This window comes from Paenirhodobacter populi, assembly GCF_004022215.1.
Classification (GTDB): Bacteria; Pseudomonadota; Alphaproteobacteria; order Rhodobacterales; family Rhodobacteraceae; genus Rhodobacter; species Rhodobacter populi.
In genome coordinates this window covers 136,461-152,710 of record NZ_SAUZ01000001.1, presented here as the reverse complement: position 1 = coordinate 152,710, position 16,250 = coordinate 136,461, and the positions used below count along the sequence as shown (strand labels likewise).

Below are 16,250 nucleotides of genomic sequence, written 5' to 3'. Positions count from 1 at the left end.
GGTCAAACAATGGCATCGACCATGGCGTCATCGCCGATAAGCAGTTGCCGGATGCGATCAAGCATATTCTTACTGTTCGCCACGTCGATGCTCGCGGTCTCCAGAATAGTGGCATGCCCGGTAATCCGATGGCGGGCGTGAATCACTTCGTCGGTTCCGAGGCCAGGGTGATGGGGATAGAGCAGCGTCAAGCGCGGCGCGCGATAGAGCTGCGCATAAGCCATCATCTGATAGACGTCGGCCTGCGAGACCCCTTGTTTGGGGTCATCGATCCGTGAGGATATCCGCTTCCATTTGGTATCGATGACATGGGTTACTGTGCCGCCCCTGCGGATCAGGATGTCGGGTTTGGTCTGGAATAGCCCGCGTTCGCTGTCCTGCGCGCTCAGGCAGAACAGGCGTCCGCCTTGCAGCGAGACGGTGAGCCCGGTTCCCGCCAGCGCGCGACCGATCAGCCGCCCGACATATTCTTCGAAAAGCGCGTTCATCTCGAACAGCATCGCGGTGCCTTGGCCAGGCCCGCCCGTCGTCGTCTGGTAGCGGTCCTGAAGGAAGAGGCGCACCATGACGAACAGCTCCTGCCAAGACCTGTTGGTGCGATCGATGATGACATCATCCCATCGCAGCGCCGGGATCGGCACATCGGAAATATCGGCGTAAACAAGGGCGAGCTCGCGCAGGCGCTGCTGGTTGGCGCTGCGCCGCGAGAGGCGTGACAGGCGGACCACTGCGGCCTTCATGATGCGGTTCAGGGGGGTGTCTTCTGAGAGGAGATCGAAGCGGCAGGCGAGGCGCGAAGGATTGACCGCATGACGGGTGAACTGGCGGGTAATGTCGAGTCGGCCGCGCAAGGTCGGTAAGTCTTCTTCGCGCTCGACATAGCGGCGTGGCATGCCCTCGCGCAGGGCTTCGGTCAGCTTGTCACAAAAGATGCGGATCAGGATTTCCAGCAGCGTTTCGCGCTGCCAGGCGAGATCGGTGATGACGCCGAGGTCGATCTTGAGATCGAGCGCAATGGCCAGCATATGCACCAGGCGTTTGCGGATCGCCGCGTTCTGGTGATCGGGTGTTTCACCGGTCGCCACATCGATCTTGGGCAAGATCTCCAGGCTCGCATCGCCCGCCACGAGAATCCCCACCACGCCGCGAGCTCGCAACGCATACCGGCCATGTTCGAGCACCCCGCTGCCGCCACGGCCGGCAAAGGCCGAGCGGGCCGCCAGCCCCGCCAGTCGGTCGGCATGGCGAGTCGGGATCTGACCTACGGCCTCGCCATAAGCGAGCTTGTCCCATTCACGAACCGTGTAGGCGGCCATCAGGCTGCAAAGTCCGAGAAATCGAAGCTGGCCTTCACGCTCCAGCGCAGCTTGTCCCCGCCCAACTCATCATCGGCAAAGCCGGCCGGCACCATCAATCGTCTGGCTTCGAGAAAATGGGAGCCGTTAGCTCCGTCGCCATCGCCAAGGACGGCGGCGACCTTCGACCAGTCCTCGTAGAAATATTCCGCCAGAAGCGGGATAACCTTGTGACGCATGACGTTCTCAACATCGGCGCGACTGCGGCAACCGGTGAAATAGGCATGTCCGATCTGGTGTTCGCGATCGAAGAGATATTCGATCCGCTCGTTGAGGGTGTGCAGCAGCTTGCACAGATCGACCCCCTCGAGATCTGCGGCATCAAGCTGCCGCGCCGCCAGCACCCGGCGTAGTTCTTCAACGTCGGGCATCAGCTCGCGGAAGGTGAAGCGGCGGCGCAAGGCAGTGTCGAGCAGCGCAATAGAGCGGTCCGCGGTGTTCATGGTGCCGATGATATGCAGGTTGGCAGGTACGCCGAAACTCGTCCCCGAATAGGGAAGTCTGACCCTGACTTCGTTTTCGCAACCTAGCCGCTTGTCGATTTCTAGCAGCGTGATTAATTCGCCGAAAACCTTGGAGATATTGGCCCGGTTGATTTCGTCGATGATGAGGACATGCGGCCGCGCGCTCGCCACCGGCCGCTCGGCATTGGGATCGATCACCACCGATTCCAACGCATCCCAGTCAATCCGGTTCGGATCGAGCCGGTAGGCCGACTGTCGGCGGAAGTTCCGGGCGTAGAATGGTGCGCGCTCCGCTCCGTTGTCATCTCGCCAGATCCATTCGACGCTGCGCCGGTGTGGATGGAAATCGGCATCGGCATCAAAATAATATTCGCCGCTCACCCGTCCGAAGGCGCGATAGCTGTCACGGCCATCGGAGATGACGACATAGTCGCCGACCTGGAGACCGGACCGAAACGCGTAGAGCATTTCGATATTGGGGTCCTTGCCGGATGCATCGGGATCCTTCTGGTCGTTCCACGCCTTCCTGATTTCTTCGAAATCGTCGAAACGCTCGCCAGACCAGTCGATATCGCCGCCCCAGCCGAGATGGATTAATCCGCCAGCGAGGCCTTCGCGGATGCGGTCTTCCTGACTGCCGCGCTGGCCGAGCGCGATCTTGTAGATCGGACGCGAACGGTCGAGTCGCTTGGCAGGCGCATCACCCGTGTCGAGCCGTGCCCTCTCGCTGATGATCTTGAACACACCGGCATGGGGCTTGAGGCTGAAGCCTCCCGAGGCACTGGCGCTTTCTTCGCCACCTTCCTGTTCGCTCCCCGTCGTCGGCCGCAAGCCCTCCACGAAATCCTCGTAGGAAAAGGACTGGTGGAAAGTGACGAACTCGATCCGGCCTTCGCCGGCAAGACGGTGATATTCGTCCATCAGGGCGTCGCGATCATCGCGCAGCGGTTCGGCTGCGGCGTCACCCAGGCAAAGCCGCACGGCCTCCCAGGCCGTGGCATAGGTCTTGCCGGTTCCCGGAGGGCCGTAAAGGATGAGATTGGTGGCGGCGGGCATCGCGATCATGGGTTCAAAGGTCATGGTTTCGTGCCCTTCCGCTGAGGCGAGCTGATAGGTGAAGACTGTGGAACTGCTGGGATTGGGCAAGGTGTTCGTCGGCGGTGGAACCTGGGCACATCGCTGGAACTCCTCGCTCCCGAGCGCACTGCAAATCGCCGGATGCCGATCGCGCAGACCCATGTTGTGGCCGAGGTCGCCGGCACGGATCGCAACTTCCGCCGCGCCGCTCTCGCGAGCCGGTTCGACATAATAGTTGCGTGCGCATAGCCGGATCCGGTCGGCATTGCCGATCAGATGCTCATAGCGCTCGGGCGGGGTGACTGGCGTGTCATCGCCATCGACGATGATATAACCGGCGTTGTGAAGCTGCGCGGCGGCATCGTCCTTCTGCCCCCAACCACCATTGAGTTTTGTTTTCCCGCGCAGGAAGCCGACGATCGGCTTTGAAGGGTAAACCCGATTTGGCCGCTCGCGTGTCGAGCGGACCCAATAGTCGCGCGGTTCGCCGAAGGCATCGAAGATGGCGCCATGCTCGCCTGACCGCCGGTAGCTGTCATAGGCGTCCATCGCGGCCTCGATCGCCTCGCGCGAAGATGTGGCCGCGTCCTCTTCCTTGTAGTTGTGGACGATCCACAGCGCGCCTTGCACATCGATCATATCGCGCGGCGCCAAGCCTTGGGACGCGAAGGCCCGGCGTACCGCCTGCATGAAGCGCAGTTCGTCACGATAGGTGTCGGCCATCGACGCGTGATCGGGAAACCGGCTGCCGACGGCTTCCAGCCAGAGGTCCTGACGCACGGAATGGCGAATATAAATGCCATCGTTAGGAGCGAGATGGAGGAACAGGAATTCAGCGATCTGGCGCGCCGGATCGGGCTTGCCCTCCGAAACTGCTGCTAGCCAGGCGTCGACAAAGGCTTCCAGCGCAGCGGCGTGGCCCTCCGGCGTGCCCAGCGCCGCATCGACAAGCCCACGCAAGGCGGGCCATAGCTTTTCGCGATCGGCATCCCCCTTGGGCGACATCGGCCAATAGGCACGCCATTGCAGAAGGTTGCTTTTGACCAGTGCGGTGTTGACGGCATCGGCCAGTTCCTGATCGGAGCCAGCCTGCCCGATCGCGGCCTTGAGCACGGCCGCGATCTCCAGCTTGTAGGTCCGTTCCGCCTCGTCGAAATGCGGATCCGGCAGGTCGAAACGGTCGAGTGCTGGAAAGAAATGGCGCAGCCGCTCGATCCAGCGCGTGATCGCAGCTGGGTTGAGTACCAAGGCATCGCTGGACTGCAACAGCACCGCGATCAGCCGGCGCAAGGCTTCGGCGCTCTCGATCCGCACGACAAAACAGTTGGCATCGCCAAAGGACCAGTCGCGGCTGAGGGCGGAATGCCGACTGCCATCCTTCATGCCGCTCTGAAAGGGCCTCGGCTCGTTGGAAAAGCCGTTCGCCTCGATCAGATCGCGCCATTTCTCGTGGATAAAGACATTGCTCGGGTTCTGGATTTCCCAAAGGAGGCGTTCACCTTCGCCAAACTCGAATGCCAGCATTTTCTTGGTGACGCCGTTCCCGGGGCGAAGCCCCGAGCTGCGAAGCACGTCGAACAGAACGCGGCGCAGCGGTATCGGACGATCTAGCTCATTCTCGTCGAGGCGTGCCTTGAAGCCTTCCCACATTCAAATTTCTCCAGCTTTAGGCAGTGCGCACAATGTATTGACGAGGTGCATTTGATCGACAGGTTCGCATGTTGCTTCCCGCAACTGTCACGCGAAGAACATGGGCGTCATACTCTTGGTTCGCAGGATCATGAAGATGTATGGACTGCGAAGTTCCATTGGGTGGTCTCAGCACTCGGACGAAGGTTCGCCAGACCCCAGGAGCTCTGCGGCGCGACGGAGTATTGCGAGGACGTGGCCGCTCTTGACGTCGTCCAGCAAGGCTCCCTCGACGAACCGGTCCTGGCGGATGAACACCGTAAGCAACTGCGCGAGTTGGTGAGGCGTCGCACGGGCTAATGCGTCAGGATCGCGATAGCGCGTTATCGCTTCTTCCGTTTCCTTCCACTTGGGCCAGTCTAAATCACACAGCACCCATCCGCCGTCGTATGCCGCTTGCACAAACTCCTCCACGACCGGAGAAAGCGTGACGTACGGCATGGTGTACACACCATCTTCCGCCTGCTGCATCGGGGACCAGACGCCCAGCGGGAAATCCGGACTTTCGAATTCCGGCAAGAAGCGTGCGAGGATGCGGAGATCGGGATCAGGCATCGGCTCGATCGCGAGACAGATGATCGAATTTCTTGCCCATTCCAATGTCTCCATATTTGGGCAGAGCGCACAGCGTGTTCACCAGCCGCATCTGCTCGACCGTCTCGCATTTTGCCTCGCGCATGCGCGGGGCGCCGAAGACGAGCGCCAGCCCCTTGGCGCGGGACACGGCGACGTTGATACGGTTGAGCGAAAACAGGAACTCCATGCCGCGAGGCGTTTCTTCGGCCGATGATGCGGTCATCGAGACGAGGCAGACCGGCGCTTCCTGGCCCTGGAACTTGTCCACCGTGCCGACGCGGATGCCTTCGGGCAGCGCGCCGCGCAGGGCGTTCACCTGCGCGTTGTAGGGTGCGACGACGATAATATCGGATTGTCGGATGGGTCGCGTCTGGCCGTCCTTGTCAGTCCATGTGCCCTTCAGCAGGTCGTCTGCGGCAGCCCTTATGGCGGTGACTTCCTCGGGCGCGATCTGCGCGTTGCCCTCATGCGACACCGAAACCCAGTAGGCCCCTGCCTCGGGGAAGCCAGTGCCGGTCACGGCCTGACGCGCGGTGTCGGGATGGCTTTCCAGCCGCCCCTCATAGACCTGATCGGAGATGAACCGGCAGACCTCGGGGTGCATCCGGCGCGAGACCGGCAGGAAGATGCCCCGGTCCGGTGGCACGGTGGCGTGGTCGCCCAGCATCCAATCGAGGCAGGAGAGGTTCGCGGGTTCCGGATGCGCGCCCTGGACAACCTGTGGCAACTGGCGCGGATCGCCGACCAGAACGATGTTCTTTGCGGCACGGCCCATGGCGACCATGTTGGCCAGTCCCACCTGTCCGGCCTCGTCCACAAACAGCCAGTCGAACGCCTGCACGTTCTCGTCGCGGGTGAAGAACCAGGCAGTAGCACCGACAACATGCCTTCCGCCGGCGGCCTCGTCATTGCTGTTGGTGCGATGGACGGGGCAATCCTCGGGATAGCCGTCATCCTCTCCGCCGGTCTTGTGGACGAGGTCGAGCGTGATCGGCAGGTCCGCATCCTCCAGCGCGCTCAGGCAGCCCATCAACACGTTGCGGATCGCCTCGTGACTGTTCGAGGTGACGCCCACGCGCGCGCCTTGGCGCACCAGCGACAGGATCGCTCTTGCGGTGACATAGGTCTTGCCGGTGCCGGGTGGTCCTTGGATAGGCAGCACGGTTCCATCCATCGCGGCCACGGCGGCGATTGTCCCCGCGACCGGATGGTCAATGGGCCGCAGCGGGCCAGTGGTCAGGCTCGGCGCCGCGCGGGACAGCAGATCATCAACCGCTTGGTAGGTGCGCGGGCCGCATTGATCGGCAATCACATCGCGCAGGGCGTCAGCGATGACGTCGGTATTCAGCGGCCAGTCCGGGTGCAGGGTCAGGCGGTCTGTCAGAAGATGCGCCTTCGCCGCCCCAGCCTTGAGGGTGATCTCGCGCGCGGTGCGGTCCAGATCCGTGATGCTGATGGTAGCAGGTGGACCATCGAGGACCGGCACAGTCGCCGATCTGCCGCCCCGCAACTTCGTTTCCTGCTGCGGGAAGCGATAGGTGCGCGCCATCGAGCGTTTGACGGGTTCGGCCGACCCCACGGCTTCGAGCCCGGCGAGTGCATCAAGATCGTCGATCAGATCGTCCTCGTCCTTGCCCACGCTGTCGAACACCGCCCATTGCGCGGGCTTGGCTTCGCGCTTGTGAAAGAGGCCGAAGTTGAACAGCGTCTCCCGTCGGTCTTCGGATAGGCCGGATGCCGCAAGAGCCGAACGCAGCGCCTGCGTGTCGGCATCCTCCTCTGCTTCCTTGCTGCCTGCGTCCTGACCGGGCGACGGCCATGGGCCCCTAGGCCGAATGCCGACCAGCCAGTCGCGCAACTCCTCGGTCGAGATGCAGTCGATGCGATTGTAATCCTCGATCTCGTCAAGGATGTGCTGCTCACCGGCTTCGCGCCAGTTCTCATAGGCCACGACCGATCCGCCCGCCGTCTTGACCTCGCCCTCGCGCTTGCGGCCATAAAAGGCCTCCATCGACTTGATGGAATAGTTGGTCTCGGAGCCGATCAGCCCGCCGCGCACCACGGCGAACAGGTCGACGAAACGCCGCTCGCGAAGAAGACGATCGAGGAAGGCTTCGCCGATACCGTATTTCGTGGTGAGCCGCCGCAGCGCGGTGATCTCGTAAGCGGCGTAGTGATAGATGCGCGCATCGGGGTATGCCACGAGACGCGCGCGGAAGAACTCCAGCAGCTCGGCGAGCGCGCGCCCCTCGGCGGCATGATCGTGCGCCCAGAATGCGCGGAACTGCCCGTCGAACCAGACGCCATGCAGGTATTCGAGGCCGCCCTCGAAATGCGGATCGCCTTCGATATCGTAGAACAGATCGCCCGGCTGCGGCTCGGGCAGCAGATCGAAGCCCTTTCCGGTTTCGGGTGCGCGCAGTTCGAAAGCAGGTGCACCGGTCTTGCGGGCATGTTGCAGCCGGGCTTGTGTCACAAGGCGCAGACGCGTGTTTTCCGCCATGCCGCGGATCGGGTGATCGAGACCTGCAAGTGCCGCCATCGTGGTGATCCCCGCCGCTTCCAGCTTCTTCACCTGGCTGCGGCTGATATTGGCGACATTGAACAAGCTGTCCTCGGCCTGCCAGACACCGGCACAATGATCTCCCCAGCGGCACAAACCACAATCGGCACGTGGCGTCGGGCGTGTCGGCTGCGGATCGGTCACGAAATCTTCAAGCCGTGCCCGCGCCATGCGGGCGTATGCCGCGTAATCCGATAGCCGAAGGGTTGCGCGGGTGCCGTCCCCCAGCTCGACATGGGCGAACTCGGGCGCAGCACCCTGAATTTCGGTCAAGAGGTCGGAATAGAGCACCAGTTGCAGCACATGCTTCGGGTGCGGGCGGCGCTTCAGCTTGGTGTCGGCCACCTCATAGCTGAAGGATCCAAGCGCGGAGGGGCGCTCGACCCGCTCCAGGAAATCCGACCAGCCGCCCCAGTTGCCTGACAGGAAGGCCCCCTGGAACACCACTTCCGGCCCGGCCGCCAGTGCCGCACGCGTGGTCTCGGCGTCAGTGGCGAGGTTGCCGCGCAAAATCTCCACGATACCGCGGCCCGCCGCGTTGAGGCGCGCCAGATGCGCAGCCTCATGGGCGTCGCCCTGCTTTTGCAGCAGGGCCGCGTCCTCGCTGTCTTCCCGCGGCTCGGGGCCGATGCCGCGCATGAAGGCCAGATCGAGAGTGGTCGCATGAGTGCAGCCCATGAACCGCATGAGATCCGAGGCGGACAGTAGGATGCGGCCGTCGAGGTTCCTCATTACTGCTCCAATACTTGCGACAATCGATCCCCGAGGGAATCGCCTCGACAGACCACAAGTTCATCAATAGCTTATGATGGTGTCAATTTCTGGCATAGTGGTCAAATGTCTTTCGCCAAGGCTCAGGATCTGCTTCGTCTTGCCCAGATGGCGGCCTCCCGACGCGGAGGCGTCTGTCTTAAGGACATCTGCACCGAGTTCGGCGTTTCGCACCGCACCGCGCAACGGATGACCGAAGCGCTGGACGCCGCCTTCGCCAATGTCACGACCACGGATGCCGAGGATCGCCGTCGCTATTGGCGGCTCGAGGCGCCCCCGTCCGAGCGCCTGCAACCGCGACAGGAAACCACCATCGAGGCGCTGGAGATCGCCGCCCGGTCTGCCCGGGACCAGGCGCGACTGCGTCATGCGCGGGCACTGGAGGATCTGCGTGACGGGCTGCTGGCGCGGCTGACTCCGCGTGACGCCAGCCGGTCAGAGGCCGACGCCGAAGCAGTGCTGGCGGGTCTTGGCCAGGTCATGCGCCCCGGTCCGACCGTCGCCTTGCGCCCAGAGGTGACGGATGCCGTGATCGAGGCGCTGCGAGGACCGTTTCGCCTGCGCGTCACCTACGGAGCGGCGGACGCCGCTCCACGGGTGATCGAACCGCACGGCCTGCTGCTGGGTCACCGCAGCTACCTCGTGGCGCGGCAGCCGGCGCGCAGCGAGACGATCCTGAATTTCCGCATGGACCGGATCCATGCCGCCGAGGTGCTGGACGAAAGCTTTGCCTTCGCGCGGGGGTTCATCCTGGAGGACTATGCCGCCAAGGCCTTCGGCGTCTATCAGGACCCGGCGCAGTATGGCGAGGTGATCTGGCGTTTCGCGCCCGAGGCCGCCGCGCGCGCCGCCGAATTCCGCTTTCACCCCACCCAGATCCTTGAGCCGCAGTACGACGGAAGCCTGATCGTCCGGTTCAATGCGGCCGGATGGCTCGAGATGGCATGGCATCTCTATCAATGGGGCGACAAGGTCGAGGTGATCGCGCCTGACGGGCTGCGGACCCTGGTCGAAGGCTATCGAAGGCCGGATTTCGATGCCTTGCCGTGACGGATTTTCAGTGGGAGATTGTGGATGAAGGATGTTCTCGACCATGCAGCGCTGAAGACCAGGCAGCGCGCCATTCGCGGTGGCTTTCCCGAGACCATGGGCCTGCGCGTCCATCGCGCCATCAGCTGGATCGGGCGCGCCGAGGCTTGCGGCGAGGACGATGACGCTCGCTTCATCTTCCTCTGGATCGCGTTTAACGCGGCCTATGCGGACGAGCGGGAGTTTCAGGCCATTGCCCCCGGCGAACGCGCGGCCTTCGCCGATTTCTTCGGGCGGTTGGTGGCGCTCGATGGCGACCGGCGCATCTACAAGGCCGTCTGGCAGCGGTTTTCGGGGCCGGTTCGGCTGCTGCTGGAAAACCGCTATGTTTTCAATCCGTTCTGGCAGCATCACAACGGCATCGACGGATTCGACGATTGGGAGGATCAATTCAAGTCCTCAGCCCGGTCCTTCACGCAGGCTTTCCAGGCCGGCGACACGGCGCGCGTTCTCAGTTTCGTCTTCGACCGGCTCTATGTCCTGCGCAACCAGCTGGTCCATGGCGGCGCCACCTGGAACAGCGGCGTGAACCGGGCGCAGGTCCGCGACGGCGCCGCGATCCTTGGCTTCCTGATGCCGACCTTCATTGATCTGATGATGGACAATCCCGGCAAGGACTGGGGCAAGCCGTTCTATCCGGTGGTCCCGTAAGGATCGTGGTCCTCAGGTTCCCGGCTGGGTGCCACGGCGCCCGATCATCCTCTGATCGATTTCCGGCTCGTCCCACTTGCCCGCGACAGCCATCCACTTTTCGATTTCGGCCTGCAGCTTGGGATCGTCGGCGCAGAGGTGGAACGTGTAGAGGCGGTTGACGATATCCCGCATCAGTTCGCGCATGTCGTCATCGGTGATATGCGAGACCTCGGTCCAGGGGATGCGTCGGCCATCGGCATCCACCACGGTGACGTCGCTCCAGTCGCCGGTATGCGTTACGGGTGTGAGGCCCGCATGGATGTTCTCGATATGGGTGTTGCGCACACAGAGCATCGCCATGATCTTGGCGAGCCTAGCGGCGATCCGTTTTTCGGCGTCCTTGTTCATGGGGAGAGCTTATCCACCACTGTCCGAACTGGCCACGGATTTCCCTCTCGCGCCTCACCCCACCTTCACGCCCCAGAAGGACGTATGGTCGGCCGCGAAATACCCGTCGGCTGCCCGGAAGGTGCCCTGAAGTTCCACCGTGTCGCCCGGATCAAGCAGCGCCATGGTCTGCAGTCAAAGCGCCGTCGCCTCGGAGGCGTGCGCTCCGGAAACCTCCCCCCGCGAGCCGCGGATTTCGGTGCTGCCGTTCAGGACGAGCCGGCCGCGCATCCGGGCATTGGTGCTGGAATTGACCTTGTAGAGCAGCGTGGCGCCGAAGAGGTATGTGCCGGCGACCGGAGCGACGAAATGGTTGTTCGCGGCATCGAACACGCCCTGATCGTTGGTGTCGGTGTTGTTGATACCGATCTTCGTCCAGGTGTCGACGGCGACATAGTTGTCGTAGTTGGTATAGCCCTTGAAGCGCGGCAGCCGGGGCTGATCGACGATGCCGGTGGCGTTGTCGACGATCAGCCCGTCGAAGAAGGCGCTGCCGTCGGCGGAGACCACCAGCCGGAACCTGTCGGAGCCGAACAGGCCGACCAGCGCCTTGGTCACATAGCCAGTCTGGAGGGTAAGGCCCAGATCGTCGGCCGCAGTCTCCTTGTTCATGGTGTAGAAGAGATCACCGGTCCCGCCCTCGGCGATGGTCTTCGCGGTCCAGAACGCGGCGTTCAGCTTGGCCGAGAACGGGTTCGACGCATCCGCCGTCGTGCCGAGCCCCAAGAGTGCCATGTTTTACAGCGCCGCGGGCGTGGTGCCGACCCAGCCAGACCCGTCGTAGACCATCAGCAGGCCCTCGTCCTCGACCCACGCCCGCCAGCCTGTTCGTGGCGGCAGGCGCAGCCAGGCGCCGTCGGTCCAGAGCGCGACGTTCAGGTCCCAGCCCGCCCAGTCGCCCGTCGCGCCCGAACCGACGATGTAGCGGTCGCCATCCGCAGGGCTGCCGGGCGGCACGGTCAGGTCCCTGTCGAGGACGGAGAGCTGCACGAGCCCGTCGAGGATTCGCAGCGCCTCATTGTGGGTGACATGCTTCTGGGCTTGTGCCGCCAGGATATAGGGCAGCAGCAGATGGGTCGTGGCGTCGGACATGGGATCCTCAGAAGGTCAGCGTGACGGTTTTCGGCGCCCCCCGGGTTGTACCGCTACTATGTCAGCCAGACGGTGCTGAAGCATGGCGCCGGGTCGTGTCCGGTTGGCCGCGTGCCCGCTGGCGAGATCGAGACCGCCGTCATTGACCAGCTGCGCGCCGTGTTCCGCCAGCCCGAGATCGTGGCCGGGACGTGGAAGGCGGCGAGCGCCCACGCTGAAGACATCTCCGAAGCCGACGCCCGCATGGCGCTGCAGCAATTGGACCCGCTCTGGGACGAACTTTTCGCCGAACAGGCACGCGTCGTGGCTCTGCTGGTCGGGCGCGTCGATATCGGAGTCGACGGCCTGAACTTGCGGCTACGTATCGACGGTCTCGCTGGCCTTTCCCGCGAGATGCTGGACGGCGACATCGGAGAAGCCGCATGACACACGGCGCGCCGATACCCGAGACCGTGACGCTCCACGTCCCGTTCCGCGTCGTTAAGCGCGGCGGCCGAAAGGAAATGCACCTGCCCGATGGCGTTCGGCCAGACCGCAAGGCGAGCCTTCCGCTGGAAGCGGATGCTCAAGTCGGGTGAGTTCGCTACCATCGCCGAACTGGCAGAGCAGGAGGGGATCGCAACGTCCTATATGACGCGCATCCTGCGCCTAACGCTGCTTGCACCGGACCTCGTTGAGGCGATCCTGGACGACAAGCTGGGCCGGGAGGTGACGTTGGCGCAGGTGCTGGAGCCTTTCCCGTTGGAGTGGAGCCTGCAGCAACAGGCACCTGCCGTGCTAGAGAGCCACAAAGGACGTTCTGGCCCAACAACCTGATGGTCGATCACCGCTTCCAGACTCCTGTCGAAGAGTCCATACTTCTCTTGACCAAAGCACCGGGGTCGAGCACAAAACGAGAACGGAGGTGGCGATGGCTAGGGAACACAAGAAACAAGTGACGGTTCTGTTAGAGCATCAAGAGGATCGCCGCTTTTCCGCGTATTGCGAAGAAAAGGGCTACAAGAAATCAACCCTTATCGCCGGCTTTGTACGTGAGCACCTCGATAAAGAAGCATCGCGACATGAATGAAAATAATAACAAGAACGAAAGATTGAGACCATCGATGCAACTAAATAAAAAAATGAAATCTCATGTGGGTCGAGGCATTGAAGAGGTCCAGGTGATTGACTTCTTCAGCGGTTGTGGCGGTATGTCTTTCGGCTTCCACACTGCTACCACTCGCAATGTAAAGTATCGTGTTCTCGGCGGCCTCGACATCGACCGGCACGCCAACGCGACATACGAGCGGATGCTGAAGAAGCCCGCCATAATGAACGACATTCGGCGACTGACTGATCGCGAATCGCTCGAGGAGGCCCTCTCTCAGTGGGGCTATGACTCAAGTAAGCCGCTGATCCTAATTGGATGTGCGCCCTGCCAAGGGTTCAGCTCTCACAGAAAGAAAGATCCCCGCGAAGACGAGAGAAATGAGCTTCTTGCCGCTTTTGGCGCCATCGTTCTGGCGCTGGAGCCGGCATTGGTTGTAATGGAAAATGTACCCGAAATGCTTCAAAAAAAATATTGGAAGCATTATGAAGCGTTCTCGTCACAATTGGAGGAACATGGGTATATTACACGCGCACGATTACACAACCTCGCCAGCTTTGGTGTTCCGCAAGAGCGGTATAGGGCCTTGGTGTTATCTTCACGGCTCTCTCATCGCACTGAAATGCCGCGACCCACACATGCTCCAAGCAAGTTTGTTTCGGTTCGAGACGCTATTGGCGAGTTACCACCTCTTTCTGCGGGCGAAGAGTGCAAACATGATCCGATGCACAAGACGTCAAAGCACCGCCGCGAAACGGTTGAGCTTCTCAAGCTCATTCCGCACGACGGAGGCAGCAGGAAATCGCTTCCTGATGGCGTTGGTCCCCAATGTCACACGAAGGTTGATGGCTTCCGAGATGTTTATGGTAGGTTGTGGTGGGATCGTCCGGCTGTAGCAATTACCGCTCGTTGTCGAACGCCGTCTTGCGGCAGGTTTGTACACCCTACGCAAGACAGGGGCCTATCCGTTCGAGAAGCGGGCCTGTTGCAAGGCTTCCCAGCCAACTATCATTTCGAAGGACCGTTTGACGACAAGTTCAAGCAGATTGGCAATGCTGTCGCACCAACCTTCGCTCGCGCGTTGGCAGAACATATCGATCAAGCTTGGGTCGGCGAGGCCGAAAGGACTTCACTTGAAGAAGACGTGCGCGCACCTATCGAGAAATCCATTTCTTCAGCTCTGGCAGGAATGAAGAGGCGCCTCAGGCTCGCTGAACAAGAAGCAGAGGTGGCTTGATGGCGCTCCAAGCAGTTGACCTCTTCTGTGGAGCTGGCGGACTCTCACTTGGGTTGCGGGAGGCAGGCATAAGGCCTGTTTTCGCGGCCGATTTTGACTCGCATTCGTGTGCGACATACCGAGCAAACCTTGGCGATCACGTCCGTCAACTCGACCTGTCACAGACCTCCGTTAGCGAGTTCATTTCGATGGTTCGCGATTCGACGGAGCGGGTTGACATAGTAGCTGGGGGGCCGCCATGTCAGGGCTTTTCGGTCCAACGTCGCGGACAACCTCTCGACGCCAGGAACGAACTTGTGAAAAGGTTTGGGCAGTATGCCTTGGCCCTATCGCCTAAAGCGATTTTGATGGAGAACGTTCCGACTATTCTCGGCGCACGGGGACGTGCCTTTATCGATTTTATCACCGAGGCTTGGGAGCAAGAATACGTTTTGCACAAGGCCATTCTAGACGCGGTTTCTTACGGTGTCCCCCAGTTCCGTCGGCGGGCCTTCGTCGTAGCCATTCGGAAGGACTTGAATGCACAGTTCTCCTTTCCCGAGCCCACGAGGTTGCCGGAGCAATATGTCACTGTAAGGGAGGCTATTGCCGATCTCCCGTCTCCACAAGAAGACTTCAATGAACACCCCGACCACCACAATCATCGCCGTGTGGCTATCTCAGCCCGAAACCTTGAAAGGATAAGCTACGTTCCCGAAGGGGGTGGACGGTTGGACGTGCCTTCGAAGTTGCAGCTGCCCTGCCATAAGGCCTCAAATGGTCACCGCCATCTCGATGTCTTTGGTCGGCTCTGGTGGGACCGTCCAGCGGGTACAATCACTGCCATGTTTGACAACTTCACGCGCGGCCGTTTTGCTCATCCTGAAGAGAACCGTAATATCACAAGCCGAGAGGGTGCGCGCCTGCAGTCGTTTCCGGACAGCTTCAGGTTTCTAGGTCCGAAGAAGGACGTTGCCAAACAAATCGGCAACGCGGTTCCTCCTCGTCTCGGCCAAGCAGTGGGCGAAGCTCTGGTCCAAGCGCTCTCGGACGAGAGGCCAACGAGCAAGGAGACTGCTCAATGCACAAGCTCTCTCTTGCAAGAGAAGTTTGTCGGAAATCGTGACTATGACGATCGGCGCGCCTTCTAACGTCGTGCCGACGACTTTGGCGTATTCGTTTCTTTCCGTGAGATGAACTAGAATTCCTAAACCCGCATTCAGACTTCTTACGTAGCACGTCAACTGATAGAGGTCTGCGGATGCGCCGGAACTCATCGGATCCAACAACTTATACTTCGCATCTATAGCGCCAATGGTCCTGCCCTCGGCCTCAATAATGACATCGGGGTCCAATAGAGGGCCCCCGTCAGGGAAGAGGCGGGCTTCACTTCCCCGCAGTCCATGCAAACGAGCATCGGCTTGGACGGCCGAGTCTTGGAGCCACACATCGACGAGTACTTGCACACAGCGCTCCCAAAGCGCCTCGATGTTGCGGAACCTGGCTATCCCATTTGGTACGTGCGCCACCCATCCAGCGAAGAGGTGTCCCGTAGTCAGAATTTGGATGCAGCACTTAAGAAGCCTGACAGCAGCTGTGTTGGACCCTATAGCAAGATTCTGGATTGCGTCGTGAGCGGCTACGATGGCCTCTTCGCTCGTGCCGAATGGCTCTGCAACATCGAGCGATTGGGAGAGTGTGTGTACTTCCCTGAGTGTCCTCGCCGTCACGCCGACTAGGGTTGGAAGGATCGGGATGACAGACTGAACAACACGGTTGAACTGTTGGTCCTGGCGATGAACTGGGCGTGTCGCAATTACGCGATGACGGATACCTCGAGCTGCAATTTGGCGTACGGTCTTGCCAAATTCTATTCTGCCTCTCGGGAATGACGTTGTGTGAGTTTCTCGAACGTACTGCCAAGGAATACCCTCGTAGACGCAATCAAGAAGCGCATCACGGAACTCACCAGCGGGATCGCCCTCTGTGGAGCCATCCGGAACACCCTCTGACTTCAGGTTCTCCAAGTGCTTTTCTTTTGACAGCAAGGCCAAGCGATCCATTGCCGCTAGAACGCTTGGAGATTTTGGCTCGATACTTACGCTGGCCGACGGCAGTACAAGTTCACCGACGTAGTTTCCAGGCGTAACAACGAAACCGGAATTGCTCCGTGCAATCCGAAGCACGTTCT

10 protein-coding genes and 4 pseudogenes are annotated in these 16,250 nt (G+C 61.2%); 7 read left to right on the top strand and 7 right to left on the bottom strand.

All coding sequences use genetic code 11. The features are described from left to right. Window positions 1-2: 2 nt before the first annotated feature. From D2T30_RS00705 to D2T30_RS00690, 4 genes are all read right to left on the bottom strand, one after another. The gene (locus D2T30_RS00705) at window positions 3-1,316 is read right to left on the bottom strand and encodes an McrC family protein (RefSeq protein WP_128207234.1); all 1,314 of its coding nucleotides are present in this window, start codon (window positions 1,314-1,316) and stop codon (window positions 3-5) included. After that, a complete protein-coding gene (locus tag D2T30_RS00700; RefSeq protein WP_241651153.1) occupies window positions 1,316-4,546 on the bottom strand; it encodes an AAA family ATPase in 3,231 nt (1,076 codons plus the stop codon). The genes D2T30_RS00705 and D2T30_RS00700 overlap by 1 nt, the downstream gene beginning before the upstream one ends. A 168-nt stretch (window positions 4,547-4,714) precedes the next feature. Next, entirely contained in the window at window positions 4,715-5,140 is a 426-nt protein-coding gene (locus tag D2T30_RS00695) for a DUF6508 domain-containing protein (RefSeq protein WP_128207233.1), read from the bottom strand. After that, window positions 5,133-8,456, bottom strand: coding sequence for a TM0106 family RecB-like putative nuclease (locus tag D2T30_RS00690; protein WP_128207232.1), 3,324 nt, complete (start codon window positions 8,454-8,456; stop codon window positions 5,133-5,135). Before D2T30_RS00690 ends, D2T30_RS00695 begins: the two co-directional genes overlap by 8 nt. Before the next feature lie 105 nt (window positions 8,457-8,561). Here D2T30_RS00690 and D2T30_RS00685 point away from each other — a divergent pair, with 105 nt between their 5' ends. Both D2T30_RS00685 and D2T30_RS00680 read left to right on the top strand, forming a co-directional pair. Then, entirely contained in the window at window positions 8,562-9,545 is a 984-nt protein-coding gene (locus D2T30_RS00685) for a helix-turn-helix transcriptional regulator (protein WP_128207231.1), read from the top strand. Between the two features lie 24 nt (window positions 9,546-9,569). Beyond that, window positions 9,570-10,235, top strand: a complete 666-nt coding sequence (locus D2T30_RS00680) for a HEPN domain-containing protein (RefSeq protein ID WP_164884170.1) — start codon at window positions 9,570-9,572, stop codon at window positions 10,233-10,235. Window positions 10,236-10,247: 12 nt separating this feature from the next. On the opposite strand, the gene D2T30_RS00675 is transcribed toward D2T30_RS00680, so the two are convergent. Beyond that, window positions 10,248-10,625 (bottom strand): hypothetical protein, encoded by a 378-nt coding sequence (locus D2T30_RS00675; protein WP_128207230.1) that lies wholly within the window; start codon window positions 10,623-10,625, stop codon window positions 10,248-10,250. Window positions 10,626-10,679: 54 nt separating this feature from the next. Next, window positions 10,680-11,756 (bottom strand): annotated as a pseudogene (locus tag D2T30_RS24005) (DUF2793 domain-containing protein). A 45-nt stretch (window positions 11,757-11,801) separates the two neighbouring features. Here D2T30_RS24005 and D2T30_RS00665 point away from each other — a divergent pair. The 5 genes and pseudogenes from D2T30_RS00665 to D2T30_RS23505 form a co-directional block, all read left to right on the top strand. Beyond that, a pseudogene (locus D2T30_RS00665) lies at window positions 11,802-12,182 on the top strand (recombinase zinc ribbon domain-containing protein); the annotation flags it as partial. Beyond that, a pseudogene (locus D2T30_RS00660) lies at window positions 12,179-12,572 on the top strand (hypothetical protein). The pseudogenes D2T30_RS00665 and D2T30_RS00660, both read left to right, overlap by 4 nt. A 94-nt stretch (window positions 12,573-12,666) precedes the next feature. Beyond that, window positions 12,667-12,825 (top strand): hypothetical protein, encoded by a 159-nt coding sequence (locus tag D2T30_RS22975; RefSeq protein ID WP_164884169.1) that lies wholly within the window; start codon window positions 12,667-12,669, stop codon window positions 12,823-12,825. Next, window positions 12,818-14,080: a DNA cytosine methyltransferase gene (locus D2T30_RS00655; protein ID WP_128207229.1), complete on the top strand. Its 1,263-nt coding sequence runs from the start codon at window positions 12,818-12,820 to the stop codon at window positions 14,078-14,080. Before D2T30_RS22975 ends, D2T30_RS00655 begins: the two co-directional genes overlap by 8 nt. Then, window positions 14,080-15,084 (top strand): annotated as a pseudogene (locus D2T30_RS23505) (DNA cytosine methyltransferase); the annotation flags it as partial. The gene D2T30_RS00655 and the pseudogene D2T30_RS23505, both read left to right, overlap by 1 nt. On the opposite strand, the gene D2T30_RS24045 reads toward D2T30_RS23505, so the two are convergent. Beyond that, complete coding sequence (locus D2T30_RS24045; protein WP_394343101.1) at window positions 15,013-16,122, bottom strand: 5-methylcytosine restriction system specificity protein McrC; 1,110 nt, start codon at window positions 16,120-16,122, stop codon at window positions 15,013-15,015. The pseudogene D2T30_RS23505 and the gene D2T30_RS24045 sit on opposite strands and share 72 nt — an antisense overlap. Between the last annotated feature and the right edge of the window lie 128 nt (window positions 16,123-16,250).

Bases quoted from the DNA above. Each gene is read 5' to 3' on its own strand.
- D2T30_RS00675 (WP_128207230.1), bottom strand. From the start codon at position 10,625: ATGAACAAGGACGCCGAAAAACGGATCGCCGCTAGGCTCGCCAAGATC.
- D2T30_RS00700 (WP_241651153.1), bottom strand. From the start codon at position 4,546: ATGTGGGAAGGCTTCAAGGCACGCCTCGACGAGAATGAGCTAGATCGT.
- D2T30_RS22975 (WP_164884169.1), top strand. From the start codon at position 12,667: ATGGCTAGGGAACACAAGAAACAAGTGACGGTTCTGTTAGAGCATCAA.
- D2T30_RS00705 (WP_128207234.1), bottom strand. From the start codon at position 1,316: ATGGCCGCCTACACGGTTCGTGAATGGGACAAGCTCGCTTATGGCGAG.
- D2T30_RS00695 (WP_128207233.1), bottom strand. From the start codon at position 5,140: ATGCCTGATCCCGATCTCCGCATCCTCGCACGCTTCTTGCCGGAATTC.
- D2T30_RS00680 (WP_164884170.1), top strand. From the start codon at position 9,570: ATGAAGGATGTTCTCGACCATGCAGCGCTGAAGACCAGGCAGCGCGCC.
- D2T30_RS24045 (WP_394343101.1), bottom strand. From the start codon at position 16,122: ATGGATCGCTTGGCCTTGCTGTCAAAAGAAAAGCACTTGGAGAACCTG.
- D2T30_RS00690 (WP_128207232.1), bottom strand. From the start codon at position 8,456: ATGAGGAACCTCGACGGCCGCATCCTACTGTCCGCCTCGGATCTCATG.
- D2T30_RS00655 (WP_128207229.1), top strand. From the start codon at position 12,818: ATGAATGAAAATAATAACAAGAACGAAAGATTGAGACCATCGATGCAA.
- D2T30_RS00685 (WP_128207231.1), top strand. From the start codon at position 8,562: ATGTCTTTCGCCAAGGCTCAGGATCTGCTTCGTCTTGCCCAGATGGCG.